The 25,119-nt window shown below is 72.1% G+C and carries 27 protein-coding genes and 1 pseudogene; 4 read left to right on the top strand and 24 right to left on the bottom strand.

Annotation, left to right across the window (positions count from 1 at the left end):
* Positions 1-25 precede the first annotated feature (25 nt).
* From G514_RS0106455 to G514_RS0106445, 3 genes are read left to right on the top strand one after another with little or no spacing between them, the layout of a single operon-like run.
* A complete protein-coding gene (locus G514_RS0106455) occupies positions 26-967 on the top strand; it encodes a serine protein kinase RIO (RefSeq protein ID WP_028651089.1) in 942 nt (313 codons plus the stop codon).
* Between the two features lie 31 nt (positions 968-998).
* Complete coding sequence (locus tag G514_RS0106450; protein WP_028651088.1) at positions 999-2,096, top strand: LOG family protein; 1,098 nt, start codon at positions 999-1,001, stop codon at positions 2,094-2,096.
* 44 nt (positions 2,097-2,140) lie between these two features.
* A complete protein-coding gene (locus tag G514_RS0106445; RefSeq protein ID WP_051246978.1) occupies positions 2,141-3,886 on the top strand; it encodes a TIGR03767 family metallophosphoesterase in 1,746 nt (581 codons plus the stop codon).
* 23 nt (positions 3,887-3,909) lie between these two features.
* Here the strand turns inward: G514_RS0106445 and rlmN are convergent, their stop codons facing one another.
* From rlmN to rpsB, 7 genes are all read right to left on the bottom strand, one after another.
* Positions 3,910-5,034, bottom strand: a complete 1,125-nt coding sequence (gene rlmN / locus G514_RS0106440; protein ID WP_028651086.1) for a dual-specificity RNA methyltransferase RlmN — start codon at positions 5,032-5,034, stop codon at positions 3,910-3,912.
* Complete coding sequence (locus tag G514_RS30850) at positions 5,034-5,405, bottom strand: hypothetical protein (protein ID WP_028651085.1); 372 nt, start codon at positions 5,403-5,405, stop codon at positions 5,034-5,036. The genes rlmN and G514_RS30850 overlap by 1 nt, the downstream gene beginning before the upstream one ends.
* Positions 5,406-5,494: 89 nt before the next feature.
* A complete protein-coding gene (locus tag G514_RS0106430) occupies positions 5,495-6,361 on the bottom strand; it encodes a phosphatidate cytidylyltransferase (RefSeq protein ID WP_028651084.1) in 867 nt (288 codons plus the stop codon).
* Between the two features lie 4 nt (positions 6,362-6,365).
* Positions 6,366-6,920 (bottom strand): ribosome recycling factor, encoded by a 555-nt coding sequence (gene frr / locus G514_RS0106425; protein ID WP_211222064.1) that lies wholly within the window; start codon positions 6,918-6,920, stop codon positions 6,366-6,368.
* Between the two features lie 48 nt (positions 6,921-6,968).
* The gene (gene pyrH, locus G514_RS0106420) at positions 6,969-7,682 is read right to left on the bottom strand and encodes a UMP kinase (protein ID WP_028651082.1); all 714 of its coding nucleotides are present in this window, start codon (positions 7,680-7,682) and stop codon (positions 6,969-6,971) included.
* Positions 7,683-7,726: 44 nt separating this feature from the next.
* Complete coding sequence (tsf, locus tag G514_RS0106415) at positions 7,727-8,539, bottom strand: translation elongation factor Ts (protein WP_028651081.1); 813 nt, start codon at positions 8,537-8,539, stop codon at positions 7,727-7,729.
* 52 nt (positions 8,540-8,591) lie between these two features.
* Positions 8,592-9,680, bottom strand: a complete 1,089-nt coding sequence (gene rpsB / locus G514_RS25250; protein WP_036563845.1) for a 30S ribosomal protein S2 — start codon at positions 9,678-9,680, stop codon at positions 8,592-8,594.
* Positions 9,681-10,065: 385 nt separating this feature from the next.
* On the opposite strand from rpsB, the gene G514_RS25245 reads away from it, so the two are divergent.
* Positions 10,066-10,632 (top strand): peptidoglycan DD-metalloendopeptidase family protein, encoded by a 567-nt coding sequence (locus G514_RS25245; RefSeq protein WP_084151833.1) that lies wholly within the window; start codon positions 10,066-10,068, stop codon positions 10,630-10,632.
* Here the strand turns inward: G514_RS25245 and G514_RS0106400 are convergent.
* From G514_RS0106400 to rpsP, 17 genes and pseudogenes are all read right to left on the bottom strand, one after another.
* Complete coding sequence (locus G514_RS0106400; RefSeq protein ID WP_028651080.1) at positions 10,580-11,530, bottom strand: tyrosine recombinase XerC; 951 nt, start codon at positions 11,528-11,530, stop codon at positions 10,580-10,582. The genes G514_RS25245 and G514_RS0106400 overlap by 53 nt on opposite strands.
* Before the next feature lie 28 nt (positions 11,531-11,558).
* A complete protein-coding gene (gene dprA, locus G514_RS25240; RefSeq protein WP_036563843.1) occupies positions 11,559-12,689 on the bottom strand; it encodes a DNA-processing protein DprA in 1,131 nt (376 codons plus the stop codon).
* Positions 12,686-14,272 carry a YifB family Mg chelatase-like AAA ATPase gene (locus G514_RS0106390; protein WP_028651079.1) on the bottom strand — a complete coding sequence of 529 codons (1,587 nt, stop codon included), beginning with the start codon at positions 14,270-14,272 and terminating at the stop codon, positions 12,686-12,688. Before G514_RS0106390 ends, dprA begins: the two co-directional genes overlap by 4 nt.
* Position 14,273: 1 nt before the next feature.
* Complete coding sequence (locus G514_RS0106385; protein ID WP_028651078.1) at positions 14,274-14,645, bottom strand: YraN family protein; 372 nt, start codon at positions 14,643-14,645, stop codon at positions 14,274-14,276.
* A gap of 109 nt (positions 14,646-14,754) precedes the next feature.
* Positions 14,755-16,650 (bottom strand): pilus assembly protein TadG-related protein, encoded by a 1,896-nt coding sequence (locus G514_RS0106380; protein ID WP_028651077.1) that lies wholly within the window; start codon positions 16,648-16,650, stop codon positions 14,755-14,757.
* Positions 16,647-17,252, bottom strand: a complete 606-nt coding sequence (locus tag G514_RS0106375) for a TadE/TadG family type IV pilus assembly protein (RefSeq protein ID WP_028651076.1) — start codon at positions 17,250-17,252, stop codon at positions 16,647-16,649. The genes G514_RS0106380 and G514_RS0106375 overlap by 4 nt, the downstream gene beginning before the upstream one ends.
* A 179-nt stretch (positions 17,253-17,431) precedes the next feature.
* On the bottom strand, positions 17,432-19,165 hold the full coding sequence (locus G514_RS0106370; RefSeq protein WP_028651075.1) for a pilus assembly protein TadG-related protein: 1,734 nt from the start codon (positions 19,163-19,165) through the stop codon (positions 17,432-17,434).
* Complete coding sequence (locus tag G514_RS0106365) at positions 19,165-19,602, bottom strand: TadE family protein (RefSeq protein ID WP_028651074.1); 438 nt, start codon at positions 19,600-19,602, stop codon at positions 19,165-19,167. Before G514_RS0106365 ends, G514_RS0106370 begins: the two co-directional genes overlap by 1 nt.
* A gap of 235 nt (positions 19,603-19,837) precedes the next feature.
* On the bottom strand, positions 19,838-20,149 hold the full coding sequence (locus tag G514_RS0106360) for a DUF2469 domain-containing protein (RefSeq protein ID WP_028651073.1): 312 nt from the start codon (positions 20,147-20,149) through the stop codon (positions 19,838-19,840).
* Positions 20,150-20,222: 73 nt separating this feature from the next.
* Positions 20,223-20,909 carry a ribonuclease HII gene (locus G514_RS0106355; RefSeq protein ID WP_028651072.1) on the bottom strand — a complete coding sequence of 229 codons (687 nt, stop codon included), beginning with the start codon at positions 20,907-20,909 and terminating at the stop codon, positions 20,223-20,225.
* A 15-nt stretch (positions 20,910-20,924) separates the two neighbouring features.
* On the bottom strand, positions 20,925-21,716 hold the full coding sequence (lepB, locus tag G514_RS25235; protein WP_245582120.1) for a signal peptidase I: 792 nt from the start codon (positions 21,714-21,716) through the stop codon (positions 20,925-20,927).
* A 26-nt stretch (positions 21,717-21,742) separates the two neighbouring features.
* Positions 21,743-22,093 (bottom strand): 50S ribosomal protein L19, encoded by a 351-nt coding sequence (gene rplS, locus G514_RS0106345; RefSeq protein WP_028651071.1) that lies wholly within the window; start codon positions 22,091-22,093, stop codon positions 21,743-21,745.
* A 314-nt stretch (positions 22,094-22,407) separates the two neighbouring features.
* Positions 22,408-22,809, bottom strand: a complete 402-nt coding sequence (locus G514_RS31065) for a GNAT family N-acetyltransferase (protein ID WP_281167605.1) — start codon at positions 22,807-22,809, stop codon at positions 22,408-22,410.
* 93 nt (positions 22,810-22,902) lie between these two features.
* Positions 22,903-23,571, bottom strand: a pseudogene (gene trmD / locus G514_RS31060) (tRNA (guanosine(37)-N1)-methyltransferase TrmD); the annotation flags it as partial.
* A complete protein-coding gene (rimM, locus tag G514_RS0106335; RefSeq protein ID WP_051246976.1) occupies positions 23,568-24,176 on the bottom strand; it encodes a ribosome maturation factor RimM in 609 nt (202 codons plus the stop codon). The pseudogene trmD and the gene rimM, both read right to left, overlap by 4 nt.
* The gene (locus G514_RS0106330; RefSeq protein ID WP_028651068.1) at positions 24,157-24,399 is read right to left on the bottom strand and encodes an RNA-binding protein; all 243 of its coding nucleotides are present in this window, start codon (positions 24,397-24,399) and stop codon (positions 24,157-24,159) included. Before G514_RS0106330 ends, rimM begins: the two co-directional genes overlap by 20 nt.
* 5 nt (positions 24,400-24,404) lie before the next feature.
* Positions 24,405-25,004 carry a 30S ribosomal protein S16 gene (gene rpsP / locus G514_RS0106325; RefSeq protein ID WP_028651067.1) on the bottom strand — a complete coding sequence of 200 codons (600 nt, stop codon included), beginning with the start codon at positions 25,002-25,004 and terminating at the stop codon, positions 24,405-24,407.
* Between the last annotated feature and the right edge of the window lie 115 nt (positions 25,005-25,119).

The raw sequence follows: 25,119 nt of genomic DNA, 5'->3' as shown, positions 1-25,119 counted from the left end.
CTCACCTCATGGAGCACCTCCACCGATGTCTCACGACTTCTCGCACGACCCTGGCTCGTCTGAGCCTGCCTTTCCCGACGGCTTCATCACCGACGCCTACCGCTACGTCCCGCCGCCCGACGACCTGAGCGACGTCGACGAGCGCTTCGTCTTCGACTTCCGGTCCTACGACGACCTCGACGACGGCCAGCGCTGGTCGACCTGGCTCAGCGTCGAGCCGCTCTCGCGCGGCCCCGAGCCGCGACCCGACTGGGTCGTGACCTCGCAGGGAGCCATCGACACCGAGCTCGGCGTCCTCAAGACCGGCAAGGAGGCCGACGTCCACCTCGTCGAGCGGGCCGACCCGCACGACCCCGACGGCGGTGTGGTGATGGCGGCCAAGCGATACCGCTCGTCCGAGCACCGCACCTTCCACCGCGCCGCGTCCTACACCGAGGGTCGCTCGATGAAGCGCTCGCGCGACGAGCGCGCCCTCAAGCGCAAGAGCACCTTCGGCAAGCTGGTCGCGGCCGGCGAGTGGGCGGTGTCCGAGTGGGGCGCGCTGGTCCGCCTCTGGAGCCTCGGGCTGCCGGTCCCCTACCCGGTGCAGATCGACGGGACCGAGATCCTGATGGAGTGGATCACGGTCCTGGACGAGGACGGCACGGTGCAGACCGCGCCGCGGCTCGCGCAGACCCGGCCCTCGCCCGAGCTGCTGGCGTCGTACTTCCAGCAGCTGAGCGACGCGCTCGCGACGATGGTGCAGAACGGCGTGGTGCACGGCGACCTGTCGGCCTACAACATCCTGGCCGCCGGCGACCGCCTCGTGATTATCGACCTGCCCCAGATCGTCGACCTCGTCGGCAACCTCAACGGCATGGACTACCTGCAGCGCGACTGCGCCAACATCTGCGGGTGGTTCCGGTCGCGAGGCCTGGACGTCGACGAGCACGCGCTGTTCGGCGAGCTGCTGGCGCACGCGTTCTGACCCCGCTCCACCGATCGTCTAGGTTGCGCTGGTGAGGCGCAGCCGCGGGCGGGTGGTGCACGTCGAGTCGCTGGCCGACTTCGACCGCCGGGTCGCGGCCGGGGCGACCCGGCTGAGCGGCTGGCGGGTGCGCGGGGTCGACCTCGGCGAGCGCGGCCAGGTCCTGGCCGGCCTCCAGGTGGCGGGGGCGACGTTCCTCGGGTGCAGGTTCGCCGCGGGAGACGCCGAGGCCCTGGAGCGCGGCGGCGCGGTGGTCCTGCCGGCGCTGACGGTCGCGCCGGTCGACGTCTACCGCGCGCGCCTCTACACCGCCGGCGACCTCTACGACCAGGCGCCGTACGCCGCGTCGCTGGACGGTCGCGCCTACGCCTGGTCGCAGACGCCCGGCGGCGCCGACGACGCGCTCGCCCGCACCCTGCACGACCACGCGATCGACGAGGCGCTGCTCGCCTGGATCGAGCGGAAGCGGCTCGTCGGCGTGATGGGCGGGCACGCGGCCGCGCGCGGCGACGACGCGTACGCCGACGCCGCCCGGCTCGGGCACGCGCTCGGGGCCCACCACGTGGTCGCCACCGGCGGCGGACCGGGGGCGATGGAGGCCGCCAACCTCGGCTGCTACCTCGCCGACTCCCATGTCTCCCGGGTCACCGACGCCGTCGCCGCGCTCGCCGCCGTGCCGGCGTACCGGCCCTCCGTCGACGCGTGGCTCGCACCGGCGCTCGAGGTCACCTCGGCGGTCGCCGAGCCGCACGACTCGCTCGGCATCCCGACCTGGCACTACGGCCACGAGCCGACGAACGTCTTCGCGACGGGCATCGCGAAGTACTTCCGCAACGCCACCCGCGAGGCGATCCTGCTCGAGGTCTGCGACGCGGGCATCGTCTTCCTGCCCGGCGCGGGCGGCACCGTGCAGGAGGTGTTCCAGGACGCGTGCGAGAACTTCTACGCCGACGAGTCCTCGGTCGCCGAGATGGTGCTCGTCGGCCGGACCTACTGGACCGAGACCCTGCCCGCGTGGCCGCTGCTCCGGTCGCTCTCCCGGGGGCGGCCCATGGAGGGTCGGGTGCACCTGGTCGACACCGTCGACGAGGCTGTCGCCGTGCTCGACCGGGCGGCGGAGGCCGGGTAGCGCCGGACGCGTGACCGCGCTCACGGCCGGTCGTTGGGCTGCTCGTGAAGCTCACCCGACGCGGTCTGTTCCGCTCCGGAGCCGTCGCGGGTGGCGCCGCGGCCGCCGCCGGCTCCGCCCCCGCTGCCATTGCCGACCCGGCGTGGACCACGTCGGTGCGAACGACGTCCGGTCCGACCGCTGGCACGACGGTCGCCCGCACGCTCGCCCGCGGCGCCGCCGGAGCCGGAGGCTACCGCCCGGTCGTCGAGGCGCCGGGCGAGACGTACCTGGTGCGGACCGAGCTGGGCGGCACGCCCTCCCCCGGGCGCGCCACGCAGCGCAAGCCGCTGATCGCCTTCGCCCAGCTGAGCGACGTGCACGTCGTCGACGCGCAGTCGCCGATGCGGGTGGAGTGGACCGACCGCCTCGACGACGAGAGCGCCCTGCCGTCGACCGGGCTGTTCGCCTCGGCGTACCGACCGCACGAGATGCTGACCGGGCAGGTCGCCGACGCCATGGTCCGCCGGCTCAACCAGATCGCCGCCGGCCCGGTCACCGGGAAGCCGCTCGCGCTCGCCATCCAGACCGGCGACAACTCCGACAACTCCCAGCTCAACGAGGTCCGCTGGAACATCGACGTCCTCGACGGCGCGCAGGTGCGCGTCGACTCCGGCGACCTCTCCCGGTGGGAGGGCGTGCACGACGAGGACCCGACCTACTACGACCCGCACTACTGGCACCCGCACGGCACCCCGCCCGGCAAGGCCGACGACCTGCCGCGAAGCCTGCGCGGCTTCCCGGTGGTGCCCGGGCTCCTCGACGCGGCTCGGCGGCCGTTCCAGGCCGAGGGGCTCGCGATGCCGTGGTACGCCGCCTTCGGCAACCACGACGGCCTCTCCCAGGGCAACTTCCCCGCCTCGACCCTCCAGCTCAACCTGGTCGCGACCGGCGCGCTCAAGCTGATGTCGACCCCGGCCGGGCTCTCCCCCGCCGCCGTCGTCAACGCCGTCCAGAGCGGCTCGTACGCCGCGCTGCTCGCCTCGCTCGCGCTCTCGCCGGCCGTGCGTCTCGTCTCCCCCGATGCGCGTCGCCGGCTGCTGACCCGCAAGCAGATCGTCGAGGAGCACTTCCGCACCGCCGGCCTCCCGGCCGGGCACGGGTTCACCGCCGAGAACCGTGCCAAGGGCACCGCCTACTACACCTTCGACCGCGGCCTGTGCCGCTTCGTGGTGCTCGACACCGTCAACCCGAACGGCTACGCCGACGGCTCCATCGACCAGACCCAGTTCACCTGGCTCAGGTCGGTGCTCGCCGCGTCGACGGACCGCCTCGTGATGGTCTTCAGCCACCACACCTCCGACACGATGACCAACGGGCTCAACGGCCCGGGCCTCGACACCGACACCCGGATCCTGGGCGACGCCGTCCTCGCGGAGCTGCTGGCCCACGACCAGGTGATCGCCTGGGTCAACGGCCACACCCACAAGAACCAGATCTGGCCGCGACCCCGCCCCGGCGGCGGCGGGCTGTGGGAGATCAACACCGCGTCCCACATCGACTGGCCCTCGCAGTCCCGCATCATCGAGGTCGCCGACAACCGCGACGGCACGCTGTCGCTGTTCACGACCGTCGTCGACCACGCCGGCCCGGCGTCGTACGGCGGGAGCCTGGCCGACTCGACCCACCTGGCCGGTCTGGCCCGCGAGCTGGCCGCGAACGACTGGCACAACCGCGGCGACACCTACCGCGGCGCCGCCAATGCCCGCAACGTCGAGCTGGTGCTTCCGGCCCCCGCGTTCCTGGGTTGACCCGGCGCGAAGTTCGCGCCGGGTCAACCCTCCGTGGCGGCCAGCTGGCCGCAGGCACCGTCGATCTCGCGGCCGCGGGTGTCGCGGACGGTCGTCGGGATGCCGCGCGCCTCGAGCCGGCGGACGAACTCGCGCTCGTCGGCCGGGTCGGAGGCCGTCCACTTCGAGCCCGGGGTGGGGTTGAGCGGGATGAGGTTGACGTGCACCCAGCCCCAGGTGCCGTGCTCGTGGAGCACGTCAGCGAGCAGGTCGGCCCGCCAGGCCTGGTCGTTGATGCCGCGCATCATGGCGTACTCGATCGAGACCCGGCGCCGGGTGGCGTCGGCGTACTCCCGCGCGGCGGCGACGGTCTCGGCGACCGAGAACCGCGTGTTGATGGGCACCAGCTCGTTGCGCAGCTCGTCGTCGGGCGCGTGCAGGCTCAGGGCGAGGGTGACCGGCACGCCCTCGTCGACCAGCTGGCGCATGCGCGGGACGAGGCCGACGGTGGAGACCGTCACGCCACGCGCGGACATGCCGAGCCCGTCGGGGGCCGGGTCGGTCAGCCGGCGGACCGCGCCGATCACGGCCTTGTAGTTGGCCAGCGGCTCGCCCATGCCCATGAACACCACGTTGGACACCCGGCCGGGGCCGCCCGGCACCTCGCCGCGGTCGAGCGCGCGTGCGCCCGCCAGCACCTGCTCGACGATCTCTGCGGTCGACATGTTGCGCTGCAGCCCGCCCTGGCCGGTGGCGCAGAACGGGCAGGCCATGCCGCAGCCGGCCTGGCTGGAGACGCACATGGTGACGCGGCCGGGGTAGCGCATCAGCACCGACTCGACCAGCGCGCCGTCGAAGAGCTTCCAGAGCGTCTTGCGGGTGGTCCCGCGGTCGGCCTCGAGGGTGCGCAGCGGTGTCATCAGCTGCGGCAGGAACGTCGACACGAGCTCGTCGCGCTGCCCCGCCGGCAGGTCGGTCATCTGCTCCGGGTCGTCGACGAGTCGCTGGAAGTAGTGGGCGGAGAGCTGCCGGGCCCGGAACGCCGGGAGGCCCGCCTCGTTCGCGAGCTCCAGCCGCTCGGGCATCGTGAGGTCGGCGAGGTGGCGTGGCGGCTTCGCGCGCCCCTTCGGGGCGTCGAAGACCAGCGGCAGCGGGGTCGGTTCGGACATCACTGCTCGACGAGGTACCACAGCACGAGGAGGGAGACGCCCACCACGACGATCGCCGTGAGGACCATGCCGATCCAGAAGTAGGTGCCGAACCTGCGCGTCCTCGCACTGACCACGAGCGCGAGCGGCACGACCAGGGTCACGAGCACGAACGGGAACAGCTCCTCGACGCGGTCGTTGTCGAACATCAGGCTGAGCACGCCGACGTAGATGGCCGGGATGAGCGCCACGAACAGCAGCCCGGTGAAGAACCCCGTCAGCGCCGCGAACGTCGGGTGGTCGCGGTGCCACCAGCTGGGCCGGCGCTCGTCGGCCTCGTCCGAGGGCGCGTCGACGACAGGCTCGCCGACGGCCTGCTCCTCCGTGCTCATCACCTCGATCGTAGGGGCTCGACGGTGATCAGGTCGGGCATCCGCAGGGCGCGCCCCCAAGCAGCGGCCGGCCGGCAACCACGACCGGCTCAGGTGAAGACGGCGTAGTGCAGCAGCAGCCAGATCGGCGCGATCGTGGCCAGGAGCGAGTCGAGCCGGTCCATCAGGCCGCCGTGCCCGGGGATCACCTGGCTCATGTCCTTGATGCCGAGGTCGCGCTTGATCACCGACTCGCACAGGTCGCCCAGGGTGGCCATCACGACCGCGATCGCGCCGAGCGCGACACCGACCCACCAGTCGCCGTCGAGCAGCAGCACGACGAGAGCGACGCCCGCGGCCACGGTGAAGACGATCGAGCCGCCGAAGCCCTCCCACGACTTCTTGGGCGAGATGACCGGCGCCATCGGGTGCCGGCCGAAGAGCACACCCGCGACGTAGCCACCCGTGTCGGAGGCGATGGTCACGAGGATGAAGGTGATGATGCCCGCGACGCCGTCGTCGTCGAGGCCGGCGCCGCCGCGCCCGCCCTCGGCGAGCATCAGGGCCACGAACGAGCCCAGGAACGGCACGTAGAACAGCGTGAAGATGGCCGCCGAGGAGTTCTGGACGTAGCCGTCGATGCCGCGGCGCAGCAGCCACAGCATCGTGGCCAGCCCGGTGACGGCGGTCGCCGAGGCCAGCGCTGGGGCACCCCAGAGGTAGGCCACCACGACCATCACCGTGCCGCCCAGCATGAGGGGCTGCTCGGGGATGTCGATCGCCTTGGCCAGGAGACCCTTGTGCAGCTCCCAGATCGCGACGCACACCGCGGCCGCGACGATGAACATGAACGCGGGCTTCCAGAAGAACAGCGACAGGCCGATCGCGCCGAGCAGCACGACGGCGGAGCCGATGGCCGCCTTCAGGTCCCGGCCGGCCCGGCCGTGGTCCTTGGCCGGCGCCGGGACGGTGCTCATCGGGTCATACCTCGATGAGCTCGGCTTCCTTGTTCTTGAGCATCTCGTCGATCGCGTCGGTGTGCTTCTTCGTGATGCCGTCGAGCCGCTTCTCGGCGCCGGTGACGTCGTCCTTGCCGACCTCGCCGTCCTTCTCGAGCTTCTCGAGGCTCTGCTTGGCGCTGCGGCGCAGGTTGCGGACCGCGACCCGGCCGTCCTCGGCCTTGGTGCGGGCGACCTTGATGTACTCCTTGCGGCGCTCCTCGGTGAGCTCGGGGAGCACGATGCGGAGCACCTTGCCGTCGTTGGAGGGGTTGACGCCCAGGTCGGAGTCGCGGATGGCCTTCTCGATGTTGGCCATCGCGCCGAGGTCGTAGGGCTGGATCAGGATGACCCGGGCCTCCGGCGCGGTGAACGACGCGAGCTGCTGGAGCGGCGTCGGGGTGCCGTAGTAGTCGACGAGGATCTTGTTGAACATGCTGGGCTGGGCCCGGCCGGCGCGGATCGCGGCGAACTCCTCGCGCGCCGCCTCGACCGACTTGTCCATCTTGCCGTCGGCCTCCCGAAGGATGTCGTCGATCACCACTGAACCCCTGTCCTGCTCCGTCGCGGGTGTTGCGAACGCCCGTCAGCCGGCGCTGACGAGCGTGCCAATCCTCTCACCCTGCACCACTCGCAGGATGTTGCCCTCCGTCTCCATGCCGAAGACGATCATGGGCAGCTTGTTCTCGCTGCAGAGCGTGAACGCCGTCTGGTCCATGATCCGCAGGTCGCGCGAGATCGCCTCGTCGTAGGTCAGGTCGTCGAACTTGGTGGCGGTCGGGTCCTGGTGGGGGTCGGCGCTGTAGACGCCGTCGACCCCGCTCTTGGCGACCAGCACGACGTTGCACTTGGTCTCGAGCGCCCGCTGGACCGCGACCGTGTCGGTCGAGAAGAACGGCAGGCCCATGCCGGCGCCGAAGATCACGACCCGGCCCTTCTCCATGTGCCGGATCGCGCGGCGCGGCACGTAGGGCTCGGCGACCTGGCCCATCGTGATCGCGGTCTGCACCCGCGTCTCGATGCCCATCTTCTCGAGGAAGTCCTGGAGGGCCAGGCAGTTCATGACGATGCCGAGCATGCCCATGTAGTCGGCGCGGACGCGGTCCATGCCGCGCTGCTGCAGCTCGGAGCCCCGGAAGAAGTTGCCGCCGCCGGTGACGACGGCGATCTGCGCGCCCGACCGGATCACGCCCGCGATCTCGCGGGCGATCTCCTGGACGACGTCGGGGTCGATGCCGACCTTGCCACCCCCGAACACCTCACCGGAGAGCTTCAGCAGGACTCGCTGGTAGGCGGGCACGCGGGACGCTCCTTGCTCGAGGTGTCGGGAAGCCTATCGGTGGGTCAGGCTCCCACTTCGATGCGGGCGAACCGCGTCACCGTGGTCGACGCCTCGTCGAGGACGGCCTTGACCGACTTCTTCTGCTCGGTGACCGACGGCTGCTCGAGCAGCACGACGTCCTTGAAGAAGCCGTTGAGGCGGCCCTCGGTGATCTTGGCGATCGCCTGCTCGGGCTTGCCCTCCTCGCGCGAGGTCTGCTCGGCGATCTCGCGCTCCTTGTCGACGACCTCGGCCGGGACCTCGTCGCGGGTGAGGTACTGAGGACGCATCGCCGCGACCTGCATCGCAGCGGCGCGCGCCGCGTCGGCGTCGCCGGTGTACTCCACGAGCACACCCACCGCCGGGGGCAGGTCGGCCGCACGCTTGTGCATGTAGGCGACCACGTCGCCGCCGAAGCGGACGAAGCGACCGAGCTCGATCTTCTCGCCGATCGAGATCGCGAGTCCCTCGACGACGTCGCCGACGGTCTGCCCGTCGAGCGGGACGGCCTTGAGCGCCTCGACGTCGTCGACCTCGGCCGCGGAGGCCGCGTCGGCGATCTTCTGGGCCGTGGCGATGAAGTCCTCGCCCTTGGCGACGAAGTCGGTCTCGCTGTTGAGCTCGACCAGGACACCCGGGGCGTGCGCCACCAGGCCGGCGGTCGCCTCGCGCTCGGCGCCGCGCTTGGCCGCCTTGGCGGCGCCCTTCACGCGCAGCAGCTCGATCGCCTTGTCGAGGTCGCCGTCGCTCTCGTCGAGCGCCTTCTTGCAGTCCATCATCCCGGCGCCGGTGAGCTCACGGAGCTTCTTGACGTCGGCCGCGGAGAAGTTAGCCATGTCGGGGTGCTTCTTCTTCCTGTTGTCAGTGAGTGACGGTGGTGACGCGGGCTCAGGCCTTGGCGTCGGTGTCCGCGTCGGAATCCGCGTCGGCGGCGGGCTCGGCCGGGGTCTCCTCGGCGGCAGGCTCCTCGGTCGCAGCCTCGGCGGCGTGCTCCTCGGTCGCAGCCTCGGCGGCGGGCTCCTCGGTCGCAGCCTCGGCGGCGGGCTCCTCGGCCGGCGTCTCCTCGGCGGCGGGCGCCTCGGTCACGGCCTCGGCGGCCTCGGTCGCCTCGGCTGCCTCGGTGCCGGCACCGGTCGACTCGGAGGCGGCCTCCTCGGCGTCGGCGGGGGCGCCGGTGGCGACCTCGGCGGCCTGCTCGGCGTCGCCGCCCAGGAGCTCGCGCTCCCACTCGGCCAGCGGCTCCTCGGCGCCCACGGCCTCGGCACCGTCGGTGCCGGCCTTCACGCCGGAACGCGCGATGAGGCCCTCGGCCACGGCGTCGGCGACGACACGGGTGAGCAGGCCGACGGCGCGGATCGCGTCGTCGTTGCCCGGGATCGGGAAGTCCACCAGGTCGGGGTCGCAGTTGGAGTCGAGGATGCCGATGATCGGGATGCGCAGCTTGCGCGCCTCCTCGACGGCGAGGTGCTCCTTGTTGGTGTCGACGATCCACACGGCGGCCGGGGTGCGGCCCATCTCGCGGATGCCGCCGAGCGACTTGTTGAGCTTGTCGCGCTCGCGACGCATCTGCAGCAGCTCCTTCTTGGTGCGGCTGCTGCCGGCCACGTCGTCGAAGTCGATCTCGTCGAGCTCCTTGAGGCGGTTGATCCGCTGGTGCACGGTCTGGAAGTTGGTGAGCATGCCGCCGAGCCAGCGCTGGTTGACGTAGGGCATCCCGACGCGCGTCGCCTGCTCGGCGATCGCCTCCTGGGCCTGCTTCTTGGTGCCCACGAACATGATCGTGCCGCCCTTGGCGACGGTCTCCTTGATGAAGGCGTAGGACCGGTCGATGTAGGCCAGCGACTGCTGCAGGTCGATGATGTAGATGCCGTTGCGCTCGGTCATGATGAAGCGCTTCATCTTCGGGTTCCAGCGACGGGTCTGGTGCCCGAAGTGGACGCCGCTCTCGAGGAGCTGGCGCATGGTCACGACTGCCATGTGAACGTCTTCTTCCTTGTGGTGGACATGCGCACCGTGTGCCGACCCTTGAGGCAGGGCTGGCCGGTGGCAGGTCCGATCGTTGTTTTCAGTTGGTCACGGTCCGGCCCTGGTGGTCACGGGCTCGGCCGTCCTGACGCCTGCGCGCGACCCGACCCGACTGTCGTCGGGACCGAGGGTCGTCGCCCACGGGTGATCGGGCCCCACAAGAGCGGCCCGTCGCGGTCTGCCTGCGTGCGAAGTCAGCCCCGGAGGGCTGCCCGTCAAGAGTAGTCGACGCCACGCGCCGTCCGCCAATCGTGCACAGCCTCCCGCCGGCGGCGGATGTCCACAGCGACGTCGTCGTCGCCCACCCCCGACCCGCGCCGGTCGGCAGGGTGGCGCCATGACGTCCGTGACCGGTCTCCTCCTCGCCGCAGCGCTGGTCCTCCCGGCCGCTCCCCTCGATCCCGCCGATCCCGTCGGGGTCTGGCCGCTGCGGCCCGAGCCCGAGGTGGTGCGCGCGTTCGACCCGCCCGACGCGCCGTACGGCGCCGGCCACCGCGGCGTCGACCTGCTCGGCACGGTGGGCCAGCCGGTCCGCGCCGCGCTGCCGGGCACCGTCACCTTCGCGGGACCGCTCGCCGGGCGCGGGGTGGTGGTCGTCGACCACGGCGCCACCCGCACGACCTACGAGCCCGTCACCGCGACGGTCGCGCTCGGTGCGCTGGTCGCGGCCGGCGCCCCGGTCGGCAGCCTCGACCTCGGCGGCTCGCACTGCTTCCCCCGCGCCTGTCTCCACTGGGGGTGGATCGAGGGCGAGACCTATCTCGACCCGCTGCGCCTGGTCGGTGCCGGACCGGTCCGGCTGCTGCCGCTGTGGCGCGACGAGCCGGTCGGCACCCCGACGGCGTGGGGCCTCAGGCCCTGGGGTGGGCCTGTCGGTAGGCCGCTCGCAACCGGTCCGTGGTGACGTGGGTGTAGAGCTGCGTGGTCGCCAGTGAGGCGTGCCCGAGCAGCTCCTGCACCGAGCGGAGGTCGGCGCCGCCCTCGAGGAGGTGGGTCGCGGCCGTGTGGCGCAGGCCGTGCGGACCGATGTCGGGAGCACCGGGCACGTCGGCGATGCGCCGGTGCACCAGCGTGCGCACCGCGCGCTGGTCGATGCGGCGGCCGCGGGCGCCCACGAACACCGCGGCCCCTGCACCGTCGGCGAGCAGGGCCGGCCGACCCTGCGCCAGCCAGCGGTCGAGCGCCCGCGCGGCCGGGTGCCCGAAGGGCACGGTGCGCTCCTTGCGGCCCTTGCCCAGCACCCGCACGACGTTGCGCTCGCGGTCGAGGTCGTCGACGTCGAGGCCGACCAGCTCACCGACCCGGATGCCGGTGGCGTAGAGCAGCTCGAGCATCGCCACGTCGCGCAGCCCCACCGGGCTGCCGTCGTCGGCGAGCTCGGCCGCCGACCGGATCAGCTCGCGCGCCTCGTCGGCCCTCAGCACCGACGGCAGCGGGCGGTGCGCACGCGGGGCGCCGAGGGTGGCGCCCGCGTCGCGCGGCGCGAGGCCGGTGCGGTGGAGCCAGGCGGTGAACACCCGGGCCGCCGTCGCCCGCCGGGCCAAGGTGGTGCGTGAGAGCCCGAGCGACTGCTGCTTGGCCAGCCAGCTGCGCAGCGACCGCAGGTCGAGGTCCGCCACGTCGGCGAGGCCCAGCCGCGCCGCGTGCTCGAGCAGGCCGGCCACGTCGCCGAGATAGGCCCGCACGGTGTGCGCCGTGAGGTCGCGCTCGGCGGCGAGGTGGCGCTCGTAGGAGCCGAGCACGCGCGCGAACCCCTCGGGCAGCTCGTCGGGGGCCGGCTCGGCCGCGGGCGGCGCGGTCATCCTCACAGGGTAGGAAGGACAGGGGCCCTCAGTCGCGATCCGCGCCGTCGGCGAGGCGCCAGCCTCGCGGGCTGTGCACGACGAGGTCGCGGCGCAGGAGCCCGTTGAGCGCCGAGCGCACGGCGACCAGGCCCATCCCGGCGGTGCGCGCGATCGAGTCGGACGGCGCCGGCGAGCCGACCGGCACGGCCTCGAGCACCTGGCGCTGCCGGTGCGAGAGGCCGTCACGCCGTCGGGTCGGACCGCGGGGCTCGTCGACGAGGTGGCTGCCCATCGCGCCAACCAGCTCGAGGACGTCCTCGGGCCGGGTCACCAGCGTCGCTCCGCCGCTCCGGATCAGCGCGTGGACTCCCTCGGAGGTCGCGCTGGTGACGGGGCCGGGGACGCCCATGACCGGGCGGTGGATCCGCGACGCCCAGCTCGCGGTGTTGAGGGCGCCGCTGCGGCGCGCCGCCTCGACGACGACGGTGCCGCGACCGAGTGCGGCGATCACGCGGTTGCGCGCCAGGAAGCGGGTGCGCATCGGGGCGCACCCCGGAGCCAGCTCGGAGACCACGGCGCCGTGGTCGGCGAGGTGGTCGAGGAGCTGCTGGTGGGCCGCGGGGTAGGCCCGGTCGACGCCGCAGGCCAGCACCGCGACGGTCGCGCCGTCGCCGGCCAGCGCGCCTCGGTGGGCCGCCTGGTCGATCCCGAACGCCGCACCCGAGACGACCGCCGAGCCGGTGCGGGCCAGGCTGGCCGCGAGCTCGGTCGCCTGGTCGGTGCCGTAGGTCGTCGCGGACCGGCAGCCCACGATCGCCACGGGGTCGACGAGCTGGTCGAGCCGCAGCGGGCCGCGGACCCAGAGCCCGAGCGGGACCCCGCCCATCTCGTGGAGCGGCTCGCAGCCCTCGAGGTCGGCCAGCGACGCCGGCCACTCGGGGTCACCGGGCACGACCCACCGGATGCCGCGGCGGGCGGCCCGGTCGAGGTCGCGCTCAGGGTGGGCGCGCTCGAGCCGCGCGGCCACGTCGGTCAGCACGCCGCGGGGGTCGCGGTCGGACAGGAGCGCGTCGTAGAGGCGGGTCGGGCCCAGCTCGGCGACCAGGCCTGCGATGCGCAGGTCGCCGGGCTCACCGAGCTGGCTGAGCGCCAGGCGCGCGAGGCGTTCGTCGGTCATCCTGCCCTCCGCACGGTCGCTGCGAGCAGGGGCTGACCGGTGCGGAGCCGGAGCGCGACCTCGGCCTCGGCGGTGCCGGGCCGCTCGACCTCTGCCAGGTCGGCGACCGTCCAGGCGAGGCGGTGGACCCGCGTCACGCCCCGGCGCGTGAGCTTGCCCGACCACAGCCAGTCGTCCACCAGGCGTGTGGCCTCGGGCGACATCGGCCACGTGCGGGCCAGGGCGGGCCCCGGCGCGTGGCCGTTGAGGCGCCACGTCTGCTCGGCGTAGCGGTCGGCCTGTCGTGCCCGCGCCGCCTCGACCCGGGCACGCACCGCCGCGGTCGGCTCCTGGACCGCCAGCGGGTCGCGGCGGGCGGTGGGCGTCGCCACGCTCAGGTGGCGGGTGATGTCGATGCGGTCGGTGATCGGGCCGGTGACCTTGCGGCGGTAGTCGCGTCGCCGGACCTCGGTGCAGGTGCACCGGCTCGCGCGGGCGTCGGGATGGAAGTTGCCGCACGGGCAGGGGTTGGCCGCGAGCACGACGATCGAGCGCGCCGGGAGCACGACGGACTCCTCGGCGCGGGCGATGCTGATGTCACCGCTCTCGAGCGGCTGCCGGAGCGCGTTGATGACGTCGGCGCGGAAGAGCGGGAACTCGTCCAAGAGGAGCACGCCGCAGTGGGCGCGGCTGATCTCGCCGGGCCGCACCCCTCCCGTGCCGCCGCCGACCAGGCTCGTGGTGCTGGCGTCGTGGTGCGGCGCGGAGAACGGCGGCCGGGTGAGCATGCCCTCGGCGGGGTCGAGGGCGCCCGCGAGCGAGTGGACCGCGGTGAGCTCGAGCGACTCCTCGCGGGTGAGGTCGGGCAGGACGCCGGGGATGCGCTCGGCGATGCTCGTCTTGCCCGACCCCTTGGGGCCGGAGAGCAGCAGGTGATGACCGCCGGCGGCGGCGACCTCGACCGCGAAGCGGGCGTCCTCCATGCCGACCAGGTCGGCGAGGTCGGTCTCCTCGCGGCGCTGGTCGCCGCGCCACGACAGCAGCCGGCTCCCGGACATCTCCGCGACCGGTGGGGCGTCGGGCACGGGCTCGTCGCGCAGCTCGGCGACCACCTGGGCCAGCGAGCGCATGCCGAGCACGTCGACGCCCGGCACCATCGACGCCTCGCGGACCTGGGGCTCGGGGACCACGACGTGGCGGATGCCGCGGCCGGCGGCCGCCATCACCATCGGGAGCACGCCGGGCACCGACCGCAGGCCGCCCGAGAGCGTCAGCTCGCCGATGAACAGCACCCCCGCCAGCGAGCCGGTCGGCACCACGCCGGTGGCGCCGAGGACCGCCACGGCGATGGCGAGGTCGTAATGGGTGCCGCGCTTGGGCAGGTCGGCGGGCGAGAGCAGGATCGTGGTCCGGCGGGTCGACGGCCAGTCGTATCGGCTGTTGATGATCGCCATCCGGCAGCGGTCGCGCGACTCGTTGAGCGCGCTGTCCGGGCGGCCGACGAGCACCGTCGCCACCTGGCCCGACGAGACGTCGGCCTGGACGTCGACGAGGTGGCCGACGGCGCCGTTGAGCGCCACCGTGTGCGTGGTCGCGAAGGGCATGTCAGGCCAGTCCCTCGACGTGGTCGACGATCGCGGCGCCCCGACGCGGGCGGAGCACGGCGACGAGGTCGACGCGGACCTCGTCGGGCCGGACGTCGTGCTCCTCGGCCCAGCGCCACACCAGGCGGTGCAGGCGCTCGAGGCGCACCGGGTCGACCGCCTGGTGGGGCGACCCGCACTGGTCGCCGCGCCGGGTCTTGACCTCGCAGGCGACGAGCACGTCGCCATCGCGCAGCACCAGGTCGAGCTCGCCCTCGGGACAGCGCCAGTTGCGGTCGAGCAGCAGCATGCCGCGCTCGGTGGTGAGCAGGCGGGCGGCGAGCGCCTCGCCGTAGGCACCCAGCGCTCGTCGGCTGGCCGCGGTCGTCGTCATGTGTGACCTCCTGCGAAGGAGGATCACCGCTGCTGCCGACGCGCGGGCAGCGCTCGGCAGCGACCTGTGGAGAAGTTCCGGGGTGCGGCCGGTTGTGGACGACTCGTGGCTACTTGATGAGCCGGACGGGGTCCCCGATGATCGTCGCGTCCCAGGTCGTCACGTCGTGCACGCTGCCGCTGGCGAACGACACCTGGACGCGGTACCAGCAGCCGCCGAACGAGTTCACGTTGCAGGTGTAGTCGCTCGGGATCGGGATGATGATCGTCTCGGTCTTGCCGTTGTTCCGCGACACGCCACCGGACTGCGTGAGCGGCGCGGAGCAGTTCGACAGGGTAGCCCCCGACCCGGCGGACCCGCCACTGGCCTTGCAGTTGCCGGGGAACGGCGTCGAGGTGATGGACCCGGTCGCGTCCGTCGGCGGCAGCACCTTGACCGACCCCGTGCCCGCGGCGTCGCCCGCGTCGAAGTAGCTGAACGAGATGGACTGACCGGCAGCACCCGGCAGCACCCGGATCAGGTTGAAGTTCGCGGTCGCCGTGTCGGCGTTGATGAAGATCGGCATGTGCTCGTAGCCCGCGACGGCGACGTCCTTCTCGCGACCCGACTGGGTGACGGCCCTCAGGGAGAACGCGTTCGAGCCCTCGCCGCTGGTGGTGTTGCCCTGCAGGGCGGCGGCCGCCATGTTGCCGGAGCGCTCCAGGCCGGCGCCGCTGCCGCCCAGGCTCACGTTGGTGCGGACCTGGAGGTAGTAGTCGCCGGACCGGGTGGGGCGGAAGGTGCAGAGGCTGACCCAGTTGTGGAACATCCGCGCCACGTCGGCGTTGTAGGTCGAGCCGCCGGTGGACTTGAAGACGTTGGCGCTGATCGCCGTGTTCGAAGGGTTGACGTACGAGCCGTACTGCTTGATGCAGGGGCTGCCACCCGTGTCGTTCTGCACCGGTGCGGCCGTCGGGTCGAGCGAGTCGGCCTGCTGACGGAGCACGAAGCTGGTCGTCATCGCGTGCGGGGGGTTGGCCCGCGACCCGTTGCCGGCGTAGCTGTCGCCCGTGCAGTACGTCGACGTGCTCGAGCCGTCCTTGCTGTAGCGGTTCTTGGCGTCCGCGTTGGTCACCCAGGAGTTGGCGTTGCCGGTCGAGCCGAAGCTGCTCGCTCCAGGGAGCAGCTCGCACGACTGGCCGACGTTCAGCATGATCGGGTCGTAGACCTGCAGGTTGATGTTGGTGTTGACCGCGGCGGGCTGGACCTTCACGACGAAGGTGTAGCCGAACGCCGTGGACGACGTGGCCGAGAGCTTCGGGCCGTACTCGTCGTTGACCGTGCCCGTGCAGCCGTCGACGCCGCTGGACTCGCAGTTCCTCGTCGAGTAGCGGTCGCCCTGCACCTTGCCGGTCTCCGGTCCCTCGAGCACACCCCAGAACGTCGGGGTGCGAGAGCAGTTGGGGAAGGGGGACGTGCCTTGCGCCGTGCCGGTCGGTGTGGGCGAGCTCCCCGCGGTGCCGCCGTTCGGCTCGTTGCCGAAGGTGTTGCACGGGCTGCCCATGGGTGCGGGGCCCTTGTAGTCCGCGGTCGCCGTGCGGGCGACGGTCGTGTCGGAGATGCCGATGAACCCGCCGAAGGTGTTGTCGATGCGGGAGCTGATCGTGACCTTGAGCTGGCTCTGCAGGTCGCCGATCTCGACCTTGACCACCACGTCGGGGCTGGCGTCGTCGTAGCCGTTGCGCTTGGCGACCTCCTTCGCCAGCGCGGTGGCGTTCGTGAGGTCGAACGGGAGGTAGGGCACGCCCGCCAGCGCCGCGGCGTCGGCGGCCTTCTGGACGCGGTTCATCTCGTCGTACCAGCGCGAGGTGTCGACGCTGATGGCCAGGCAGGCCATCAGGAAGCCGCTGGCCACGAGGATGGCCAGGAGGATCGTCACGTACCCGCCCTCGTCGCTGCGGCTGTCGGCCAGCCGGGCGATCCTCCGCTCGAGCGCGCCGGTGAGCAGGCCGCGGGGACTCGTCATGCGTGCGCCCCCGAGGCGCAGATCTGGGCCGGCAGCGGCTCGAAGTTCATCACCGCGTGGTCGTCGAGGGTCAGGTAGCTGCCGAAGAGACCGGTGAAGTTCTTGTGCCGGGCGACGAGCTGGATGCCGACACGGTCCAGGTTGCCCGGGAAGCACGCGTTGATCGTCGACGAGATCCAGGAACCGCTCGCGTAGCGGAACTTGTTCTCGCTGTCGCGCCACTTGAACATCACGCAGTTGCTGTAGCCGGCGCAGCTCGTCGGCATGGTCCGGTTGCTGTCCGCGCCCGGGTAGCCGTTGGCGTTGGCCTTGTAGACCAGGAGGTACTGGATCTGGTCGACCGGCATCGCGGAGCCGGCACGCTGGACGGCGTCGGCCGCCTGCTGGGCGAGCGCGGGGACGTTGGCCGGCACGCACGGCGGCGCACCGGAGCCGCTGGGGCAGACGCCCACGCCGGCGTTGGCGCCGGTGGAGGCGATGCGGGCGGCGGTCCGGGTGTCGGAGACCACGACCGCGTGGTCGCGCATCAGGAAGGTGAGCTCGATGATCCCGAGGAGGATCAGCAGCAGGATCGGAAAGGTCAGGGCGGCCTCGAGCGCCACTGCTCCGCGCTCACCGCGCGTGCGTCTCTGAACCAACCGCTGACGCACAGATCCTCCTACGAGCCGCTCCCTCACGTGCGAAAAGGCTTGCAGACCTCACCCCTCCGGGTACGGAAAACGGAGGGGAACCGACAATCAGGACTAGACACGTCTGCCCGAAAGGACGAGGCGCGGCACCCTCAGCCCGCGAGCTGGGGGTCGTTGCAGCTGGGCCGCGCCAGCGCGAACACGTCGGCACCGCCGACCGTGATGCCGAGCTGATGGGCCAGCACGGGAGCCAGGTTGGAGTTGAGCTGCGCCACCAGGCCGCTGTTGATGTTCCCGACGGCCGTGGAGATCACGGTGCTGAGTGCCGCGGTCAGGCCGGGGATCGTCGACGCCGCGACGGTGACCTGCGGACCGATGAGTGGCTTGAGCTTGACCGTCGCCCCGACCGGGACGCCCGGCGTGGACACGTTCGGGACCAGGACGCTGGAGCCGTACCGCTTGGCGGTGCCGTAGGCGTCGGGCGGGTGCCGGAAGCTGACGGTCCCGGCCGACATCCCGCCGTGGGTCTCCGCGGACGTCGGCACGTCGAGGTCCACGGTGACGACGCCGACGGCCAGGTTGAGGGTCGCGTTGACGTGCAGGTCCGCGGTCACCTTCAGCTCCGAAACGAGCCCCGACTGCACCTGGACGTCGATGCCCTCGGCGTTCGTCGCCAGGGTCGCGTCGCCGCAGACGATCCTGGTGAGCGTGCCCTCGGCCCCGGCCAGGAAGATCCGGCTCGCCACCGCGCTCTTGACCGTGAAACCGCCGAGCAGCGGCACGTTCACGGCGAGATCGGTCAGCGTGCCCGTGAGGTTGAGGTCGACCTGTCCCGTCGTGGCCTTGGCCTTGCCCACACCGCCGCACGCGAGCTTGGGCGCCTCACCGAGGACCAGCGATGCGGTGGCGCCGGTGTTGAGCACCGGCACCGTCAGCGCGAGCCCCGGGATCAGCAGCGTGTTGGACCCGTTCGCGAGGTACGCCGCACCCGTGACCAGGTCGAGGATGCTGAAGCTGGCGGCGAGCGCGGCCGAGTCGGCGGTCGTGATGTCGAGGAGGTCCTTGATCGCGATCGTCTGGAGCACGTTGGCGTGCGCGCTGAGGTACTGCAGGAGCGTGAGCGAGGCGGTCGGTCCCCCGTGGCTCTGCAGCACCGTGGCCATCGCGGCGTAGAACTGAGCGATCGTGAGCCCGTCGAGCTTGAGCAGCTCGTCCGGCGACCCGACACCGAGGCTCGAGACGCCGACCAGGTCGAGGAGGGTCACGTTGGCGGCAGCCAGCCCCTGGTAGCCGGCGAGCGTGCCGCTGATCGAGGTGGTGTTGAGCAGCCCGGGCAGCAACCGGTTGAGCAGGTCCGCCTGGGCGGTGTCGACGCCGACGGCGAAGGAGCCCAGCCGGAAGCACGACGACGGCGCCGGGACGGCGACCGCCGTACGCGTCGCGGAGCCGTGGGTCGGCATGAAGGCGAAGTCCACCGAGCCCGAGGCGGTGATCTCGATGGCGTTGGGGACCTCGACGCCGCTGACCTCCCGGGTGACGCCGCTGCCGTCGGCGTCGAGGCGGCCCGTCGCGGTGTCGATGTGCGCCAGCTTGGCGGTGACGGTCGGGAGGTCGCCGAGCACGTCGTCGTCGTTGCGGGCCACGCTGCGGCTGACGGCGGTGGCCAGGGTCGGCAGGCCGTTGTAGCCGCCGTTGATCTGGGCGGCGGTGCGCCCGTCGACCAGCCGCACGACGTCCAGCGCGACGACGTCGGCGAGCGTCTGCATGTCGCGGCGCACCACGCGCTGCATGCCGAGGTCGACCGCCATGGCACTCGACGGGACGAGCACCACCAGCAGCAGCGCCACCACGGGGATGATCGCGCCGCGCTCCTCGCGTCGGCGCATCAGCTCACCCGCGCCGTGGCGTCGTAGGTGAGGTGCGTGGGCAGCAGCAGCCCGACACCCGGGAAGTTCGGGAGGAGCGGGTTGTCCTTGTAGAGGTAGTCGAGGCTGACCGTCACGCAGTCCTTGGTGGGGTCGGAGGCACAGGCGGCCGTGGCCACCGAGCAGGTGCCGACCGTCTCCGCGTCCTTCTTCAGGGCCGACCCGCTCGCCGTGCCGGTGCAGCTGATGCCGTAGGCGTCGACCTCGAGGGCGTCGTTGATCGCGTCGAGCGCGGCCTGCTCCTTGTCGGTCGCGCTGGGGTACGACGAGACGGCGGCCGCGCGCGCCCCTTCCGCCGCGCCCTGGCTCAGCGCCTGGCGGAAGCTCAGCATGTAGCCGTAGCTGATCACGCCGAAGACCAGCACCATCAGCAGCGGTGCGACCAGCGCGAACTCCACCGCCGCCGCGGCTCTCTGGTCGCGTCGGCGCGATGCCCTCCCGACAGCTGTCACGACATGCTTTCTGTGCTCCCTCGTGCCCGAGATCGCCCCTCCCAAGGCGTCCCGGCGAGGCTAGGGCCGGTGGTCCCGTTCGTGAGGGACTTTCCGGGCTCCTATGGCCCGAACGGACTAGTGCCCCGCTCCCATCGGAGGGTCGTGAGCGTGGCGGCCCGCGTGCTGGTCCAGCCCGGCGTCAGGGAGTCTTTGGCACGTCGATGTCGGTCTGGTTGAGCTCCTCGACGTTCACGTCCTTGAACGTCAGCACCTTGACGGTCTTGGCGAACCGCGCCGGGCGGTACATGTCCCAGACCCAGGCGTCGCTCATCGACACCTCGAAGAACACCTCGCCGGCCTCGCTGCGGGCCTTCACGTCGACCTGGTTGCACAGGTAGAAGCGGCGGTCGGTCTCGACGACGTACTTGAAGATGCCGACGACGTCGCGGTACTCGCGGTAGAGCGTGAGCTCCATCTCGGTCTCGTACTTCTCGAGATCCTCGGCGCTCATGCTTCTCCGGGGCCCCCGCGGAAGCGCGAGCGCGCCACGCGAAGCGCCCTCTCCTCGCGGTTTCGTGGGGTGGTCATGAGACGGACTCTAGTCCGGCGATGTCGGTCTCCAGGCCCGCGGCCCGCCGGACGTTGACGAAGCGCATCCGGTGGACCGGCGAGGGGCCGTGCTCGGTGAGCGCGGCGCTGTGCACCTCGGTGATGTAGCCCTTGTGCGTCTTGAAGTCGTAGGCCGGCCACTCGACGTCGAGCTCGGTCATGATCCGGTCGCGGGTCACCTTGGCCAGCACCGACGCGGCCGCGATGCAGCCGGCGACCCGGTCGCCCTTCCACACCGCGAGGCCGGGCACGCCGAGGCCGTCGACCGGGAACCCGTCGGTCAGCACGTACGCCGGCGGCACCTCCAGCAGGGCGACCGCCCGCCGCAGCGCCTCGACGTTCGCGACGTGCATGCCGAGCCGGTCGCACTCCTCGTGCGACACCACCACGACCGACCACGCAAGGGCGCGGCGCACCACCTGGGTGTAGACCCTGTTGCGGGCCTTCTCGGTGAGCAGCTTGGAGTCGGCGAGCCCGGGCACGATCCCGGCCTTGCCCGGCGGCAGGATGCAGGCCCCGGCCACGAGCGGGCCCGCGCACGCGCCGCGGCCGGCCTCGTCGACGCCGGCGACCGGGTCGATGCCGTGGCGGCGCAGCGCGCGCTCGTAGCCGTAGAGGCCGGCGTCCCGCCGGACCGTCGCGCCACGAGGCAGAGCTGACATCGGTGGGCCGCCGGGCTACTTCGCGTCGGGGACCTTGTCGAAGGCGTCCGTGCCGTCACCGCCGCCGAAGCGCGACAGCGGCCAGATCAGCGCGAACACCTTGCCGACGACGAGGTCGGTGTCGACGTAGGGGTTCTTGGTGCACTCGGTCTCGCCCTCCAGGCACATGTGCACGGTGGAGTCGGCCGAGTGGGCGCGGTTGTCGCCCATGACGAAGACCGTGCCCTTGGGCACCGGGCCGATGCTCCAGCTGCAGTTGCCGGTCATCGGGCCGAAGCAGTCGTGCTGGTCGATCTGGCCCGGGAGCGTGTAGTCCTTCTCGTCGACCGGGGTGCCGTTGACCGAGAGCCGGCCGAGCTCGTCGCAGCAGGTGATGGTGTCGCCGGCGACGCCGATCACGCGCTTCACGAGGTGACCGCCGGAGGGGTAGAGGCCGATCTTCTCCAGCACCTTCGCGACGGGGTTGTCCGGGCCCTTGACGTCGTCGGCGCCGAGCCACCCGCCGGGGTCCTTGAAGACCACCACGTCGCCGCGCTCGGGGCTGCCGCCGCCCAGGTAGGAGACCTTCTGGACCAGGATCCGGTCGTTCTTGACCAGCCCCGGCTCCATCGACTCCGAGGGGATGTAGAACGCCTGCACGAAGAAGGCCTTGAGCACCACGGCCAGCAGCACCGCGATCAGCAGCAGGATGAGCGTCTCCTGCCAGACCGGGATGTGCGGTCGCGCGGCCTTCGACCCGGTCGACGCCGTCGACGAGGGAGCCTCGAGCCGAGAGCCGGCGCCGGTGTCGGCGTCCTCGATGGTCACGTCCGGGAGTGTAGATCGGGCCCGGATCAGGCCTCGCGGCGTTCCTTGATCTTGGCGGCCTTGCCGCGCAGGTTGCGCAGGTAGTAGAGCTTCGCGCGCCGGACGTCACCGCGGGTGACGACCTCGATCTGGTCGAAGATCGGCGAGTTCAGCGGGAAGGTCCGCTCGACACCGACGCCGAAGGAGACCTTGCGGACGGTGAACGTGCGGCCGACGCCGGAGCCGTGGATCCGGATCACGACGCCCTGGAAGATCTGGATGCGGGAGCGGTTGCCCTCGACGACCTTCACGTGGACCTTGATGGTGTCGCCGGCGCGGAAGTCAGGGACGTCGTCGCGCTTCAGGGCGTTGCCGAGCTCGGCAATCATGTGGCTCATGTGCTGCTCCTCGCGAGTGCCACAGGTCAGCCGCGGAATCGGAATGTGTGCATGGAGTTGTCGCTGGTGTCGCGAAGGCTGGCGGCTCCGGACTCCCCTGTGGCAGAGAACCGGCCGACTGAGCCAAGGAAAGAGTCTGCCACAGCCCGCACACCCGGGACCAATCACGAAACGCTGAGCGTGCGTCGTGGCGGTTTCGGGTCGACGCCCGCGAAGGTGTGTGGCGCCATGGGAGCGGTGGGAGCGCAGCGACCCGGTGGTTCCGAGCGGAGCGAGGCGCCCCGCGGATTCGGGGCCGAAGCTCGCGGGGGTGTTCAGCGGCGTCCTTTCGTGAGGAGGACCGCGAGCGGCGGCGCATCGAGGTCGGTCCGCACCCGGTAGCCGGCCTTCTTGTACATCCGAATGTTGTCGGCGCTGCGGGCACCGGTGAACAGGAGGTACGACGTGGCCTCGGGCGGCGCGACCGTCTCGATGTGCGCGAGCAGGGCGCGGCCGAGGCCGCGGCCCTGGAGGTCGGGAGCGACCATGATCCGGCCGATGTCCCAGACCGGTCCGCCGGGCGTCTCCTCCAGGCGGCCGCGGACGGCGCCGACCAGGCGGCCCGCGCTGCGGACGACCCAGGTCGACCACGCCGCCATCCACGCGCGGACGTCCTCGAGCGACTCGTGCAGGGCCGGGATGTCGGCGAGGCTGTCGTTGGCGAGCGCCTCCTGCACCCAGCAGGCGCGCTGCAGCGTCAGCAGCTCGCCGGCGTCGCCGGGCACGGCGGGGACGATCTCCCACTCGCTCGCGGCGAGGCTCGGGTGGAGCAGGTCCGGCCGCCGCTGCGCGGTGCGGCGCCGGGCCTCCTCGCGCCGCCAGGCGGCGACCGCGGCGTGGTCGCCCGACAGCAGCACCGCAGGCACCTCCAGCCCGCGCCAGGACGCCGGACGCGTGTAGACGGGGTACTCCAGCAGGCCGTCCTCGTGCGACTCCTCGACCAGCGACTCGGCGTTGCCCATGAAGCCGGGCAGCAGCCGGACGACGGCCTCGGTGATCGCGAGGGCCGCCACCTCGCCGCCGTTGAGCACGTAGTCGCCGAGCGAGACCTCGACGACCTCGGCCCGGGTGGCGGCGTGGTCGAGCACGCGCTGGTCGATGCCCTCGTAGCGGCCACACAGGAAGACCAGCCGCGGCCGCCCGGAGAGCTCACGCGCCAGGGCCTGGCTGAACGGCGCACCGGACGGGGTCGGCACCACGACCGTCGCCCCGTCGACGCCGAGCTCGTCGAACGCCTCGCCGAACGGCTCAGGGGTCAGCACCATCCCCGCTCCCCCGCCGAACGGCGCGTCGTCGACGGTGCGGTGCCGGTCGTGGGTCCACGTGCGCAGGTCGTGGACGTGCAGCTCGATGAGGCCCTTGCCGGCGGCCTTGCCGGTGAGCGACTGCTGCAGCGGCGCCAGGAACTCGGGGAAGATCGTCAGGTAGTCGAGCCTCACCCGGGCTCCTCGGGCCGGTCCTCGGGCTGGTCGTCGGGCAGGTCCTCGGGCAGGGGCGCGACGAGCCCGGGCCGGTCGGCGATCACGATCCGGCCGCCCGCGAGGTCGACCTCGGGCACCAGCGCCTTCACGAACGGCACGAGTGCCTCGCGCCCCTCCGGCGTCGCGATGCGCAGCAGGTCCTGGGCGCCGCCGTGGAACAGGCCGGCGACGGTGCCGAGCGGCGTCCCGTCGACGTCGTGCGCCGCGAGCCCGGCCAGCTGGTGGTCGTAGAACTCGTCGGGGTCCTCCGGGGACTCACCGGCCGGGATCGACGTGTGCAGCAGGATCCCGCGCGCCGCCTCGGCCGCGCTGCGGTCGGGCAGCTCCTCGAAGCTGACGAGCAGCACCGACTGGTGCCACCGGGAGGCCGAGACGGTCAGCGTGCGCAGGGACGACGCCGAGCCCGGCGGTGGCTCGGCGCGCAGCGTGCTGCCACGCGCGAACCGCCGCTCGGGCTCGTCGGTGCGGACGTCGACGGTGACCTCGCCGCGCAGGCCGTGCGGTTTCCCGATCCGGCCGACGACGACGTCGAAGCCGGGGGCGTCAGCGGCGCCGGTCGACATCCACGAAGTCGATCCGCGCGCCGCCCTTGCCGGCCAGGGCCGAGATCACGGTGCGGAACGCGGTCGCGGTGCGCCCGCCGCGCCCGATCACCTTGCCGAGGTCGTCGGGGTGCACCCGGACCTCGAGGATCGAGCCGCGACGGAGCTGCTTGTCGCGCACGACGACGTCGTCGGGGTGGTCGACCACCCCGCGGACCAGGTGCTCCAGCGCGTCAGCGAGCACGGCGCTCAGCCGTCGGCCTTCTCGGCGTCGGTCTGCGCGGCCTCGGCGTCCTCGGCGTTGTCAGCAGCGCCCTCGGGCGTCTCGTCGGCGGGGACCGGCGCGGCCTCCTCGGCGGTGGCCTCGACCGGAGCCTCCTCGGCGGCCTCGGCGGCCTCGGCGGCAGCCGGCGCCTCCTCGGCAGGAGCCTCGTCCTTGGCCGCGGCCTTCTTGGCGGCGGCCTTCTTGGCGGGCTTCTCGGTCACGGCGTCGCCCGAGGCGGTGCCGTGGGCGTCGGCCAGGGCCAGGTTGAAGGCCTCGAGCTTGTCGGTCTTCGGAGCCGCGGTCTTCAGCGTGCCCTCGGCGCCCTTGAAGCCCTTGAAGGTCTGCCAGTCACCCGTGATCTTGAGCAGCTTGGCGACCGCGTCGGACGGCTGCGCGCCGACGCCGAGCCAGTACTGGGCCCGCTCGGAGACCACGCTGATGTACGACGGGTCCTCCTTGGGGTGGTACTTGCCGATCTCCTCGATCACCTTGCCGTCGCGCTTCTTGCGCGAGTCGACGACGACGATGCGGTACTGCGGCACCCGGACCTTGCCCAGGCGCTTCAAACGGATCTTGACTGACACAGCTGTGGTGTCTCCTCGGATGTCATGTGGTGGTGGAGCCACGGCGCACGCGCGGGGTGACCTGCGTCCTGGATCTCCGATGGGCCTTGCTCCGCCGCGGGTGAGAGGGTCCGCA

Origin of the sequence: Nocardioides halotolerans DSM 19273 (assembly GCF_000422805.1) — a bacterium.
Lineage (GTDB): Bacteria > Actinomycetota > Actinomycetes > Propionibacteriales > Nocardioidaceae > Nocardioides > Nocardioides halotolerans.
Note: the sequence above shows the minus strand (reverse complement) of the source record. Positions and strands in the feature narration are given on the sequence as shown.

What these genes read in the sequence shown, in the direction of transcription:
- G514_RS0106455 (WP_028651089.1), top strand. Translation starts at nt 26, where the DNA reads ATGTCTCACGACTTCTCGCACGACCCTGGCTCGTCTGAGCCTGCCTTT.
- rlmN (WP_028651086.1), bottom strand. Translation starts at nt 5,034, where the DNA reads ATGTCCGAACCGACCCCGCTGCCGCTGGTCTTCGACGCCCCGAAGGGG.
- G514_RS30850 (WP_028651085.1), bottom strand. Translation starts at nt 5,405, where the DNA reads ATGAGCACGGAGGAGCAGGCCGTCGGCGAGCCTGTCGTCGACGCGCCC.
- G514_RS0106430 (WP_028651084.1), bottom strand. Translation starts at nt 6,361, where the DNA reads ATGAGCACCGTCCCGGCGCCGGCCAAGGACCACGGCCGGGCCGGCCGG.
- tsf (WP_028651081.1), bottom strand. Translation starts at nt 8,539, where the DNA reads ATGGCTAACTTCTCCGCGGCCGACGTCAAGAAGCTCCGTGAGCTCACC.
- rpsB (WP_036563845.1), bottom strand. Translation starts at nt 9,680, where the DNA reads ATGGCAGTCGTGACCATGCGCCAGCTCCTCGAGAGCGGCGTCCACTTC.
- G514_RS25245 (WP_084151833.1), top strand. Translation starts at nt 10,066, where the DNA reads ATGACGTCCGTGACCGGTCTCCTCCTCGCCGCAGCGCTGGTCCTCCCG.
- G514_RS0106400 (WP_028651080.1), bottom strand. Translation starts at nt 11,530, where the DNA reads ATGACCGCGCCGCCCGCGGCCGAGCCGGCCCCCGACGAGCTGCCCGAG.
- dprA (WP_036563843.1), bottom strand. Translation starts at nt 12,689, where the DNA reads ATGACCGACGAACGCCTCGCGCGCCTGGCGCTCAGCCAGCTCGGTGAG.
- G514_RS0106390 (WP_028651079.1), bottom strand. Translation starts at nt 14,272, where the DNA reads ATGCCCTTCGCGACCACGCACACGGTGGCGCTCAACGGCGCCGTCGGC.
- G514_RS0106385 (WP_028651078.1), bottom strand. Translation starts at nt 14,645, where the DNA reads ATGACGACGACCGCGGCCAGCCGACGAGCGCTGGGTGCCTACGGCGAG.
- G514_RS0106380 (WP_028651077.1), bottom strand. Translation starts at nt 16,650, where the DNA reads ATGACGAGTCCCCGCGGCCTGCTCACCGGCGCGCTCGAGCGGAGGATC.
- G514_RS0106370 (WP_028651075.1), bottom strand. Translation starts at nt 19,165, where the DNA reads ATGCGCCGACGCGAGGAGCGCGGCGCGATCATCCCCGTGGTGGCGCTG.
- G514_RS0106360 (WP_028651073.1), bottom strand. Translation starts at nt 20,149, where the DNA reads ATGAGCGCCGAGGATCTCGAGAAGTACGAGACCGAGATGGAGCTCACG.
- G514_RS0106355 (WP_028651072.1), bottom strand. Translation starts at nt 20,909, where the DNA reads ATGTCAGCTCTGCCTCGTGGCGCGACGGTCCGGCGGGACGCCGGCCTC.
- rplS (WP_028651071.1), bottom strand. Translation starts at nt 22,093, where the DNA reads ATGAGCCACATGATTGCCGAGCTCGGCAACGCCCTGAAGCGCGACGAC.
- rimM (WP_051246976.1), bottom strand. Translation starts at nt 24,176, where the DNA reads ATGTCGACCGGCGCCGCTGACGCCCCCGGCTTCGACGTCGTCGTCGGC.